We start from the raw sequence: 13,502 nt of genomic DNA on the forward strand, positions 1-13,502 counted from the left end.
GATGCAGAAAATGGACAAGAGGCTTTAGAACTAGCAGAAAAAATTCATCCAGACGTATTAATGACAGATATAAAAATGCCCTTTATGGATGGATTAGAGCTTGGTAAAAGAGTAGTAGATATAATGCCTTCAACTAAAATCATTATTTTTTCAGGTTCAGATGATTTAGAATATGCACATCAAGCTATAAAAATAAATGTAGTTGAATATGTATTAAAACCTATTAACTCTTTAGAACTTATAGATGTATTAAAGAGATTAAAAGAAAAATTAGATAAAGAATATAATGATAAGAGAAATATGGAAGTCCTTGAAAAGCATTATTTAGAAAGTATACCAGTAATAAGAGAACAACTACTAGTAGGATCCTTAGAAGGAAGAGTTACTAAGGAGCAATGGAAGGAAAATGAAAAAAAGTTAGGACTAGATTTTATAAATAATTTTTTAAGCATAGCCTTAATAAATGTTGATGATTTAAATAAGAATGAAGATAATAGGTTAGCATTAATATCACTTAAAAATATAGTAGATGAAACTATGATAAATTATTGTGACTTTATAAGTTTTCCTTATTTAGATAAAATAGTTCTTTTACTAGCATTAAATGAAAAGGATAACATATTTAATATAATAAAGGGCTTAAATGAAGTATGTAAGATATTTGAATGTGTATTTGGAAAAAACATTTCTGTTGGAATAGGTAGAATATATGAAGATATTAATGAGATAAGATTTTCATATAGAACAGCACAAAGTGCCTTAGCTTACAGGCCAATACTTGGAAATGGTAAGTCAATTTATATTGATGATGTTGAACCAGATAATTCTATACAGCTTCAATTTGAAGACCAAGAAGAAGTGCGATTTTTAAATTCTATTAAGCTTTCAACTTTAGAAGAAATAGGAATGGAAGTAGATAATGTATTCAAAAAAATAGAAGAGTCACCTGTAGCTTTAGATAAATATAGGATTTACTTAATGGAAGTTTTGACTTCTATGGTTAAATTAATTCAAAGCCATAATATTGAAGCTAATAAGGTCTTTGGTGATGAATTTAATTTTTATAGCTACTTAGATGAATTTAATTCTATTAAAGAAATTAAAATATGGTTTTTAGAAAAAGCAATACTATTAAATAAAATAATTAAAAAAGAAAGAGTAAATTCTTCAAAAGTATTAGTGGAAAAAGCTAAAGAATATGTGAAGAATAATTATAATGATGAGGAATTATCGGTAGATAAGATTTGCTTAAATTTACATGTAAGTCCTACATATTTTTCGACTATATTTAAGAAAGAAACAGATATGAGCTTTGTAAGTTATCTTACTGATATAAGACTTGAAGAAGCTGTGAAATTATTAAATACTACAGATGATAAGACTTATATTATAGCCACAAAGGTTGGTTATCAAGAAGCAAATTACTTTAGCTACGTGTTTAAGAAAAAGTTTGGAATATCACCATCAAGGTATAGAAAGAATTGAGAAGAGTATTATGCTTAATTTTATTAAAGATAAACTAAATGAGTATTATAGAAGAGCTAGTATTAAATATATAATTTCAATTTCCTTTACTGTGGTTGCAGTAGCTGGAATGTTAGTAGTTGGAGGGGCATTATATGTAAGATTCTCTAATTCTACTGAAGAGGTTGTTTCTAAGAATAACCAAACAATTATTGATCAAGTTAATTTGAATTTAGATAGCTATTTAAGAAATATGATGAAAATTTCAGATACTATTTACTATAGAGCTATAAAAAAGATAGATATGTCAGTAGAAAATATAGAAAAAGAGATGGATTTAATATATGAGGCAAATAAAGATAACTTAATAAGCATAACATTATTTTCAGAATATGGTGAAGTTATAGATTCATATCCACTTCAGCAACTTAAAAGTAATATAGAGGCAAGAAATAATGATTGGTTTCAAAATGCAAAAAATAAAAAAGAAAATTTACATTTTTCAACCCCTCATGTTCAAAATTTATTTTATGATCCTAATTATAAATATAAATGGGTAGTATCATTAAGTAGAGCTGCTGAGATAACTAATAATGGTAAAACTAGTAGTGGAGTACTTTTAGTAGATATGAATTTCAGTGGAATAGAACAAATTTGCAAAAATGTAGAGGTCAGTAAAAATGGATATGTATATCTTATAGATAGAGATGGAGAAATAATATATCATCCAAGGCAACAATTAATTTATTCAAATTTAATAACTGAAAATAATAAAGAAGCAGCAAAATTTGAAGATGGAAATCACATAGAAAAATTTGAAGGAAGTAAAAGATTAGTTACTGTTAAAACAGTTGGATATACTGGGTGGAAATTAGTTGCTATATCCCCAATGTCTGATGTTACAGCAGGGTATTATGAGTTTAGAATCTTTGCAATCTTTATTATGATTTTTGCAATATTTATACTAATATCAATTAATATGTTTGTTTCATCAAGGATAGCAAATCCTATAAAAGATTTAGAGACAGCTGTTAAAGAGTTTGAAAATGGAGTGGCAAACTTAAATATCACAGAAAATGGTTCTTATGAAGTTCAACATTTAGCAAAAGCCATAAAATCAATGCTTAATCAAATGAATATACTTATGGAAAATATAATGATAGAACAAGAATCAAAAAGAAAAAGTGAATTAAATGCACTTCAAGCCCAAATAAACCCTCATTTTTTATATAACACTTTAGATTCTATAATTTGGATGATAGAAAATGAAAAATATGATGGCTCTATAGTGATGGTTAGTGCTTTAGCTAGATTTTTTAGAATTAGTTTAAGTAAGGGTAAGAATGTAATTACAGTAAAAGATGAATTAGAACATGCTAGAAATTATTTAACTATACAAAATATAAGATACAAAAATAAATTTAGTTATAGTATTGAATCTGATGAAAATACATTAAACTTAACTAGTATTAAATTAATAGTTCAGCCACTTATAGAAAATGCCATATATCATGGAATGGAATATATGAGTGGTGATGGTGATATATTAGTAAAATCCTATAAAAAAGAAAATGACTTGTATATAGATATTATTGATAATGGCTTAGGAATGCCTCAAGAAGTAGCGGACAAGCTGTTAATTGAAAAGGTAAATAACGGACAGAAAAAGGGATCAGGAATTGGACTTAGAAATGTACATGAAAGAATTAAGTTATACTTTGGAAATGAGTATGGATTAGAAGTTTATAGTGAACCAGATGAAGGAACTACAATTAGAATTCACATGCCAGCTATAGAATTTAATAGCGTTAAGGAGGAAAAGAAATGAAAATAAAGAAAAAAATGATTGTTTTGATTTTACTCATTGCAGTCTTAGCCTCCTCATTAGTGTTACTTAAAGAAGGTGGTAAAAAGGAAAATGTAGTGTATGATATCTCTGTAATAATAAGAGGAAAAAATAATGAGGAATGGAACATTATAAAAGCAGGAATGGAGCAAGCATCTTCAGAAATGAACGTTAATTTAAGATTTATATCTTTACTTGAAGAAAATAATGTTCAAGAACAAAGAGATTATATAGAGAATGCGATAGATTCAGGAGCAGATGCCATAATTATATCTCCTTCAGATTATACAGCATTATCAGATATTATAGAAAATAGTAATAAAAAGGTACCTATAGTATTGTTTGAATCCAAAATAGATACTAAACAAAATATACCTTATATTTCTTCTGATAATTATGAGCTAGGTAAAAAGTTAGCAGAAGAGGTAATAAGAAATGGAAATACTAGAAAAAATATTATAATTGCTAAAAGTAATTTAGAATTTAGCAGTTTAGTTGACAGGTATAATGGCTTTAAGGATGAAATTAATAAGAGTAAAAATACCTATGAAGTTATAGAGCTGCCTAAGGATGATTCAAAGTTATATAATGAAGTTAGAAATATAATGAATGAAGATAAAGGAAGGGTGCTAGTTGCTTTTGAGGCAAGTGAATTAGAAGCTATTGGACGGGCAAAAAAGTATATTATAAATAATACTGATGCAAAGTATGATACTGAAGTATATGGAATTGGAAGAACAAGCTTAATAATATCTTTAATAGAAGAAAAAATAATTAATTCTACTGTAATACAAAATGAATTTAATATTGGATATTTAAGTGTAAACACTGCTGTTAATAAGATTGAAAAGAAGAAGATAGATAATAAAATTAATATTGAGTCAACTGTGATAAATAGTGAAAATATGTACTCTAAACAAAATGAAAAAGTCTTATTTCCAATTGTTAGATAATACTTTCTTATAGCTTTAAGAAATTAGAAGTTTATTTAAAATCCATATCACAAGTTTATAATAAGTAATTATTAAGAGGAGGTTATTGTGATAAAAAGCAAGAAAATATTTCATATACTTAGTTTAATGCTTATTTCTACCTTAATAGTAGGATGTGGTGAAGGTGGAAAAGTTAAATCTACTGAAGAAATAAAGATTGGAGTAACAGTATATAGGCAAGATGACGTTTTTATATCTACAATCACAAATAACTTGGAGCAAATAATTAAGGAAAATGGAAATGAATATAACGCTAAAATCCTATTTGAATTTGTAGATGCAAAGGGGAATACATTAAACCAAGGGAATCAAGTCGATAGATTTATTAATCAAGACTATGATATAATATGTGTTAATTTAGTAGATAGAACAGCAGCAGCTACAATAATAGATAAAGCAAAGTCAGCAGATATTCCTTTGATATTCTTTAATAGAGAGCCTGTAGAAGAAGATATGGATAGGTGGAATAAAGTTTATTATGTAGGTGCACAGGCGGAACAATCAGCAAGACTACAAGCAGATATCGTTGCAGAAGAGTGGTTTGCAAATAAAGAAATTTATGATAAAAATAAAGATGGAATAATTCAATACGTTATGCTTGAAGGAGAGCCAGGACATCAGGATTCACTTATAAGAACGGAATATTGTATTAAGGCTCTAAATGAAAAAGGAATACAATCAGAAAAGTTAGCTGATGATAGTGCTAATTGGCAAAGTGATCAAGCAAATAGCAAAATGACTCAATGGATTAAGGAATTTGGAGATAGTATAGAAGTTATATTTAGTAATAATGATGTTATGGCACTTGGAGCTATTCATGCCATAAATTCTAATAGCGAATTACTTAGAAAACCTATAGTAGTTGGGATAGATGGAATTAAATCAGCTATGGAATCAATAAAAGGTGGAGATATGAGTGGTACTGTTATTAGCGATTCAATGGCACAAGCAGAAGCTATTTTAGAAATAGCAATTAATGTAGCACAAGGAAAATCCATAGAGAATGTAAAGGATATGGAAGATGGTAAGTATAAGAAATTACCACATACTAAGGTAACAATAAATAATGTTGATGAATACTTAAAGTAATACTTTAAAAGTTGTTTCTATATTTAATTATATTATTAGAAGATTTTCATCTTTCAATTAATAGTAAAATATCCATATTAAATATTTCATTTATATATTGACAAGAGAAAATATAATGCTATAATTAAATCATAGTATTCCGATATGAATAAAGACAATGAAGAGAAGAAGTAGTTAATACTAATTATTTTAGAGAGAGCTAGGTTGGTGGAATAGCTTATAATTATATTAATGAAGTGCATCTCAGAGTTTAATCCTTGAAATTAAGTAGGGGATTATGGGTTCTCCCATTATAGAGACTAGGTATTATATAGTACCTTAGATGAGATGGATATTTATATCTAATCAGAGTGGAACCGTGGAAGTTAGACTTCTGCCTCTGTATTACAGGGCAGGAGTTTTTTTTATTCTTTTGTGAATATTATCAATTTATATTGTAATTATAATAATCAATAAAAAATAGGAGGAAAATATGAATATAAATATTAGTTTTAATTTAATTTTAGCAGTAGTACTATCATTAGTAGCATTTTATGTTATTTATTTAGTAAAATCAAAGACTGGAAAGTTCTCTTATGCAACTTTAACAGCTTTAACAATAGGATTAATTTTAGGAGGAATTTTTAAAGAAAATCTTTCTTACCTTGAAGTGGTGGGTAAAGGATATATAGCAATAATTAAAATGATAGTTGTACCATTAGTTATGGTATCAATAATAACAAGTATAATTAGACTTAAAAATTTAGATACTTTAAAGTCAATAGGACTTAAGACAATAGGTATTTTATTAGGAACAACAGGAGTTGCTACAATAATAGGTTTAATTATAGGAAAAATATTTAATTTAGGAAATGGCTTAAGCTATGTTGGAATAGAAGGATTTACTCCAAGAGAAATACCGCCTTTCTCAAAGGTTATATTAGATTTCTTACCATCTAACCCTGTAGCATCAATTGTAAATAATCAAATAATACCAATAGTTATTTTTTCATTATTTATAGCAGTAGCATTAGTTATTGAAGATAATAAAAATCCAGAGAAAGTTAAAGCTTTTAAAGATTTTATATTATCAGCATATGAATTAGTATTAAGCATTACTAGAATAATATTAAAGTTTATACCATATGGAGTATTTGCATTAATAGCTACAGCAGCAGCAAAAAATGGAATGGACACTATTAAATCCTTATTCTTAGTTGTGCTAGCTGTTTATATAGCATGTATATTACAAATACTATTAGTTCATACACCTTTAGTAGCCTTTGTTGCAAGAAAGAATCCACTAAAGTTCTTTAAAGATATATCAGAAGCACAAGTAGTAGCATTTACAAGTCAAAGTAGTTATGGTACATTACCAGTTACTATTAAGACATTAGTAGAAAATGCTAAGGTTTCTGGAAATGTAGCAAGCTTTGTAGCTCCACTTGGATCAACAATGGGAATGAATGCTTGTGGTGGATTATATCCAGCTATAGTAGCTGTATTTGTAGCAAATGTATTCAAAGTAGATTTAACAATGTATCACTATATTTTAATAGTATTAACTACAATTATTTCTTCAATTGGTATAGCAGGAGTTCCAGGAGCGGCAACTATGTCAACAACTGTAGTATTATCAACTGCTGGATTACCTATAGAAGGTATGGCTATGGTAATGGCAGTAGATGCAATAATAGATATGATGAGAACATTAACTAATGTAACTGGAACAGCAGTTACAGCAGTAGTTGTAGATGAAACAGAAAAAAGAAAAAAAGCAAAATTAGAAGCTAAAACAATAGCATAATCACAAATTGAAATTTGCTTTATATAACTTACTCCTTCCATTTATGAGAAGGAGTTTTTTTATATAAGGAATTTTTATATATTCTAATAGTATTATTGGTGTACATCGAAATGATAATACATCTACTGTATGGATTAAAACAGAGGATTTAATTTATATTATTAAGGAATATGTGAATACAATTAGCATTATATAAAATTTATAGAAAAGAATGATAAGACTTTTACAACAAATATGATTTAATTTTAAATCTAGATAAGTTACATGAAATAAACTTAAGAAAAAGCATTTAATAGTTTATTATTTAGAATTAAAAAATAAGGAACCATATAAAAGCAAATGATGTTTTACTAAAATTAGATATTAGAAATAATAGAAGGTATATAAAGTTTCACAACAGTAAGGTTTAATACTTGTGATTAGCTTATATAGCTATTATTTATATACGTAGTTAATGAAATAAGATATAATTAAATAAATATTAAAGAAAATTAATTTAAAAGGAGGAAAATTTATGAGAAGAGATTCAATTAATGCATAGCAAAGGCTATTGTATTAAATTTGATAAAATAGGATAGCCTTTGCTTTAAACCTAGATTATAAATGAAAATTTAGGAGGAGCAGTATGTGCTATATAAAAGCTAAAGAGATATTACCAAAGGAAATAATTGAATTAGTTCAACAGTATATTGAGGGTGAGTATATATATATACCTATTAGAGAAGGAAATAGGGCAAATTGGGGACTAAAAAATAATACAAGAAAAGAATTAGAAATACGTAATATTAGTATTTATAATGAATTTATAACTGGTATTAGTAGAAAAGTTTTAGCAGAAAGATATTTTTTATCTAAAAAGAGTATAGATAGAATAATATTAAAAGAAAAATCAAAAATATGAAATTTTAGTGAGTCATAAAAAGTAATTATGGCTCATTTTTATTTAGTATAAAATTTTAAGGTTCAATTTGTAGATATAAATATTATAGTATATTACTAGAAAGGTTAATATTTTATGTATAGGAGGAGTTAGTGAGAATGTTAGAAAAGGTTACCGAACGAATTTATTATTTATTAAATGATGATATGAATGAGCGTCCTGCATTAGGGCTTGTTAAGGGAGACAAATCTTGTTTAGTTATTGATGCAGGTAATTCCATTAAACATGCTGAAGTATTTTTAAATGAGGTTAAGGATATGGATTTGCCACCAATAGATTATGTTGTTGCAACACATCATCATTGGGATCATATATTTGGATTATCAAGGTTTGATGCTATAAAGATAGCAAGTAATAAAACTTATGAATTAGCAAAAATGTATTGGGGAATAAAGACAGATAATGATTCATTAGAAGATGCTAGGAGGAAGAAGATATTTAATGAGTTAGGGGTAAAAATAGTAAAAGATGACTTACAAAATGCTGATACTTTAGAAGAAGTAAAATTTGATTTATTATTTGAGGGGGAATTAGAAATAAACCTTGGAGGAATAACATGTTTAGTAAAGGAAATTATTAATCCTCATAGAGATGATGGAACTATAGTATATGTACCACAAGAAAAAATACTGTTTTTAGGTGATTCAGTATATGGTTCTACAAAAGAAGGAAAAAGTTATTTTAATAGAAAAAAACTGGAATCAATGATGAAGGAAGTTAAAAGTTATGATGCTAATTATTATTTATGTTCACATGAGTTAATTTGTGATAAAGAAGAAATGGCATGGTATTTTGATAAACTAAACATGGGTTTAGAGATTACAAAAGGATTAAATGATAAGCAAGATATACTAGCGAGGTTTAAAGAAGTATATAATGTTGAACCATCACAAGATGATTTGTTTTTCTTAAGTAGTATTTATGAATAAGTTATTAATTTTTCATTTAAATAAAATATCTAAACTTGAAGTTTAGATGAATCAAACATTAATATTAAAGATAATAGTATTAGTACTACAAATGATATCAAGTGTTTTATCAGTAAGTTAAACAATAGCTTCTGATTCAACTAAATTTGGTATTCATGAAAGTATAATAAGAAAGTTTCTCTGGAATGATTAAAAGAATTAGTAGTACATCTTTGCTAGTTGGAATATTTCTTATTTTTTATACTTGGGTTAAATATACAAAAAATAAGAAATAAAAAAGTTATCCTAAAAAATAAGGAGCTGTCGCGACAGCCCCTTCTCATTTTCTAATTAAATTATTATTTTAATAAGTTTACTATTTCTTCAAGCTTCTTACCACCGAAGTATACTTTTTCGTCATTTACTATTAGTGCTGGTACACTCATTATTTTATGTTTACTCTTTAAGTCAGGGAAGTTTGATAAATCTAACATTTCAGTTTCTATGTTAGGGTTTTCTATTGCAATCCTTTGAGCAGCCATAACTACATCAGGGCATACATGGCAAGAAAGTGATACTCCAACTTTAATATTAATTTTCTTATCTATAGACTTAATATCATTTAAAAGATTAGCATTAATTTCTTGACCAGGCCCTGCTATATTATACATAGCTATAAGGAATGAATTTAATTCATGACCACCAGGAACACCATGGAATTTAACACCACTATATTCACCATCTTTATTTAAAATAGCTACTATAGGGAATTTATTTGCATGAACTTTATCTTCCATTTCAGGATTTTCGCCCTTCTTATAAATAAGTGCAGTAACTTTATCACCTAGATCAGCTATATCTAAAACTAAATCTCTTAATTCAATTGATTTACTATTAGTTTCATCTACTATTGAAACTAAAGATATGTTATTTTCAAATCTAGCTAAAACTCCTTGAATTTGTTTTCTTAGAGCATCGTTTAATAATGCACTCTTACCAGTATTTGAAATAGAAGAGGCTGGAGATTCTTTTGGCTTTTCAACTTTTTCTTCTTCTACATATTCATCAACAATTCCAAGTCTTTCTTTTTGTGCAGCTACATATTTTTCAGCATCTGTTGCAGCAATAGCACCATCAGCAACTGCAGTTACAACTTGTCTAAGCATTTTAGGTCTTAAGTCACCAGCTGCATAAACACCATCTACATTAGTTTTCATATTTTCATCAGTTAATATATATCCCCATCTATCCATATCTATTTTGTCTTTAAATATATCAGTTTGTGGTTGATAACCAACGAATACAAAGATACCAAATGTACCATCTTCTTTTGGAGGATAGTATTCAGAAGTTTCATTAGTAACATTATTAATTAATTTTACTGATCTTAAGACATCATCACCAACAGCTTCTACAACTTCAGTATTGAATCTAATTTCTATATTCTTATTAGCTTTAACCTTATCTCCAATAGATTTCGCACAAGTAAATTCAGGTTCTCTAGCTATTATTATTACTTTTTTAGCAAATCTAGTTAAGTATATAGCTTCTTCTGCAGCTGCGAAACCTGCACCAATTACTAGAACTTCTAAGTCTTTAAAGAATTCACCATCACAAGTTGAACAGTAGGCAACACCCCTGCCACCATATTCAATTTCTCCAGGGAATCCTAATTTTCTTGGTGAAGCACCTGTAGCTATAATAACGGATCTTCCTTGGATATCACCAACATTTGTTTTTATAGTTTTAATTTCACCATTAAAATCTACATCTATAACATCAGCAGTTTTAAATTTAACTCCAAAATTTTCTGCTTGTATTCTCATTTGAGATGTCATTTCTGCACCACTTGTTTTAACTATAGCAGGGTAGTTAACAACTTCTGCAGTAGTGGTAATTTGACCACCAATATTCTCTTTTTCAATGATTAGTGTTCTAAGCTTTGCTCTTCCTGCATATAAACCAGCAGATAAACCAGCAGGACCAGCGCCAATGATAATTAAATCATAAATATTATTGTTCATATAAGCCTCCTTATAAAATAAAATATATATATTAATGCTGTATTATTACCTAATAATTATTATTGATTAGTTTGTTAAAAAAATAGCGAGTTTCCTCGCTAATTTTTTATAGTGGAGGAGAAAGTCCCCTCTATGTTATATATTAAAGTTTTCCAACTAAATCTAAGCTTGGTACTAAAGTTTCAGCTCCTGGAGTCCAGTTAGCTGGGCAAACTTCATCTCCATGTTCTCTTACGAATTGAGCTGCTTGAACTTTTCTTAATAATTCTTCAGCATTTCTACCAATTCCGTTTTGGTGAACTTCATAAGCTTGGATTATGCCATCAGGGTCAACAATAAATGTTCCTCTTAAAGCCATACCTTCTTCTTCGATAAGTACTTCAAAGAATCTTGCTAACTTACCAGTTGGATCTGCTAACATTGGATAAGTAATCTTTCCAATTGTATCAGTTGTATCAGCCCATGCTTTATGAACGAAATGTGAATCTTCTGATACTGAATATATTTCAGTTCCTATTTCCTTAAAGCTATCATAATGATCAGCTAAATCTCCTAATTCAGTTGGACATACAAATGTGAAGTCTGCTGGATAGAAGAAGAATACTCCCCACTTTCCTAAAACATCTTCATTTGATACTTCTACAAACTTTCCATTGTGGTAAGCTTGAACCTTAAATTCTTCTAATTTTCTTCCTATTAATGACATAAATTTTTCCTCCCTGTTTCTTTCAATATTATCTATGTATTAATAATAATTATTAATTAATAATTTGTCAATAGTATTTTTAAAATCCTTGCAATTTTTATTAAAATTTTTTTAAAAACTAAGATAATTAAAGAAAAAAGTGGAAAATAGATACATTTAATAATTAAGTAAGAATTAAGAATATCAATACAGGTTGTATATTAGATATATTTGGTATAAAATATATTTAAAAAGTAGATTTTATAGGGAGGATTATATAGTGAATAAGGGTGGAATTAGATTATATTACAAAAATCAAGAAGAGCTAAGTTATGCATTGAGAAACTACATAGATGATTACTTTGAAGGGAACATAGAAGACGAAGCACTAGAAGAGAAAATCTATTTGGTTGTACAAGCTAACAAAAATAAGTTTTACAAAGACAATGAAATAGCTAAGAAGCCAAAACAAATACTTGGCAAAACAAGACTAAATGTATTAGAACAAATTTTAAATAAAAGACAAGAGTAGTAACTTAACATTAGTAATCTTAAGTACATATAAGTACTTTTTACAAAGGTTTTCAAAGTTTCTACTAAATAAAATAAGGAAGAGCTTTGCTCTTCCTTATTTTGGGCTAACACCTAAATTTCCTATAGAAAAACCGAAAAATTCTGGAATTAAGTTTTTAGAAGAATTATTAATTACGTTAAAATAGTATGAGTATTCATTAGGAGGATTACTTAAATATATTTTGAAGTAATCCTTAGAAATATCGAATTCTTCAAGTACTTTATAACATTCACTTAGAAAATAGTATAATTCTCGTATTAAGTTAAATTTAAGAGAAAAGCTTTCACCGATTAATATAGCTTTACTATATTTTTTCATAGAATAATAAGATTTAACTATTAAAAAGGTTATATAACTATTTATATAGATGTTGTCATTTGAATTAATAGCTTTTATATAGTAATTAGCAGCAGTATTATATTTTTTTAATAGATAATATTCATTACCAATGTAATAATAATAAAGAAAATCTATCTCTTCTTTATGGAAGGATAAATATATGTCTATATTTCTATTACATCTTTCAATTAAACTTTTTCTACTGTAATCAAATCCATAATTATATAAAAAGTATTCTAAATTAAGTATTTCATTATTATAGAAGTCTTCATAGATATAGTTCTTAAGTTTTTCATTGATTTTTCCAGAATAATAAAATCCAGAATTATTCTTTATAATTCTTAAAGTATGTTTTCCCTTGTATAGTTTATTATCAATAACATTTGTTAATCTTAAGCTAAATCCTAATTTTTTTGAATCCTTTAATTTTCTTTTAATTTCATAAATTTGAGAGCTATCTAATGCTTCATCGCAATCAATAAATAATATCCAATCTTTAGTTGCCATATCCAAAGCCTTATTTCTTGCAGTGCTAAAATTATTTTCAAAAGGAAACTCAATTACTTTAGCATTATATTTTTCAGCAATACTTATTGTTTTATCAACAGAACCTGTATCAACTAATATTACTTCATCTGCAATACCTTTTATGCTTTCTAGACATCTTAATAAGTTGTTTTCTTCATTTTTAGCTATAATACAAACACTTAAGGTATCCAAATTTAAAAATTCCTCCAATAATATTTTTACCTTATATGATATGATACTTAGAGCATCTATGCTAATAATAGAAAAATAGATATTATACTGAATTTCTACTTTAAGTTACTTATTACAAGAGGATTTTAAGAAAAA

Annotated in this window: 11 protein-coding genes and 1 other annotated feature; of the genes, 8 read left to right on the forward strand and 3 right to left on the reverse strand. The window is 27.2% G+C overall.

Annotated features, from left to right (window positions below):
- From HUJ77_RS03550 to HUJ77_RS03580, 7 genes are all read left to right on the forward strand, one after another.
- Positions 1-1,485 (forward strand): helix-turn-helix domain-containing protein (locus HUJ77_RS03550; protein ID WP_291707198.1); only part of this gene is annotated, 1,485 nt, incomplete at its 5' end.
- A gap of 10 nt (positions 1,486-1,495) precedes the next feature.
- Positions 1,496-3,292, forward strand: a complete 1,797-nt coding sequence (locus tag HUJ77_RS03555) for a sensor histidine kinase (RefSeq protein WP_291707199.1) — start codon at positions 1,496-1,498, stop codon at positions 3,290-3,292.
- The gene (locus tag HUJ77_RS03560; RefSeq protein ID WP_291707200.1) at positions 3,289-4,263 is read left to right on the forward strand and encodes a substrate-binding domain-containing protein; all 975 of its coding nucleotides are present in this window, start codon (positions 3,289-3,291) and stop codon (positions 4,261-4,263) included. Before HUJ77_RS03555 ends, HUJ77_RS03560 begins: the two co-directional genes overlap by 4 nt.
- 87 nt (positions 4,264-4,350) lie before the next feature.
- The gene (locus HUJ77_RS03565; RefSeq protein ID WP_291707201.1) at positions 4,351-5,391 is read left to right on the forward strand and encodes a galactose ABC transporter substrate-binding protein; all 1,041 of its coding nucleotides are present in this window, start codon (positions 4,351-4,353) and stop codon (positions 5,389-5,391) included.
- Positions 5,392-5,539: 148 nt separating this feature from the next.
- Positions 5,540-5,775 (forward strand) — a binding site (T-box leader).
- Positions 5,776-5,863: 88 nt separating this feature from the next.
- Complete coding sequence (locus HUJ77_RS03570; protein ID WP_291707202.1) at positions 5,864-7,177, forward strand: dicarboxylate/amino acid:cation symporter; 1,314 nt, start codon at positions 5,864-5,866, stop codon at positions 7,175-7,177.
- Between the two features lie 625 nt (positions 7,178-7,802).
- On the forward strand, positions 7,803-8,078 hold the full coding sequence (locus HUJ77_RS03575) for a CD3324 family protein (protein ID WP_291707203.1): 276 nt from the start codon (positions 7,803-7,805) through the stop codon (positions 8,076-8,078).
- 137 nt (positions 8,079-8,215) lie between these two features.
- The gene (locus HUJ77_RS03580) at positions 8,216-9,046 is read left to right on the forward strand and encodes an MBL fold metallo-hydrolase (RefSeq protein WP_291707244.1); all 831 of its coding nucleotides are present in this window, start codon (positions 8,216-8,218) and stop codon (positions 9,044-9,046) included.
- Between the two features lie 338 nt (positions 9,047-9,384).
- On the opposite strand, the gene HUJ77_RS03585 is transcribed toward HUJ77_RS03580, so the two are convergent.
- Positions 9,385-11,049 carry an FAD-dependent oxidoreductase gene (locus HUJ77_RS03585; protein ID WP_291707204.1) on the reverse strand — a complete coding sequence of 555 codons (1,665 nt, stop codon included), beginning with the start codon at positions 11,047-11,049 and terminating at the stop codon, positions 9,385-9,387.
- A 142-nt stretch (positions 11,050-11,191) separates the two neighbouring features.
- Positions 11,192-11,755, reverse strand: a complete 564-nt coding sequence (ahpC, locus tag HUJ77_RS03590) for an alkyl hydroperoxide reductase subunit C (protein WP_291707205.1) — start codon at positions 11,753-11,755, stop codon at positions 11,192-11,194.
- A 259-nt stretch (positions 11,756-12,014) separates the two neighbouring features.
- Here ahpC and HUJ77_RS03595 point away from each other — a divergent pair, with 259 nt between their 5' ends.
- Positions 12,015-12,266, forward strand: a complete 252-nt coding sequence (locus tag HUJ77_RS03595) for a TIGR04540 family protein (RefSeq protein ID WP_291707206.1) — start codon at positions 12,015-12,017, stop codon at positions 12,264-12,266.
- 96 nt (positions 12,267-12,362) lie between these two features.
- On the opposite strand, the gene HUJ77_RS03600 is transcribed toward HUJ77_RS03595, so the two are convergent.
- Positions 12,363-13,367 carry a glycosyltransferase family 2 protein gene (locus HUJ77_RS03600; protein ID WP_291707207.1) on the reverse strand — a complete coding sequence of 335 codons (1,005 nt, stop codon included), beginning with the start codon at positions 13,365-13,367 and terminating at the stop codon, positions 12,363-12,365.
- Positions 13,368-13,502: the final 135 nt, after the last annotated feature.

This window comes from Clostridium sp., from assembly GCF_021443865.1.
In the GTDB taxonomy this organism is placed as follows: domain Bacteria; phylum Bacillota; class Clostridia; order Clostridiales; family Clostridiaceae; genus Clostridium.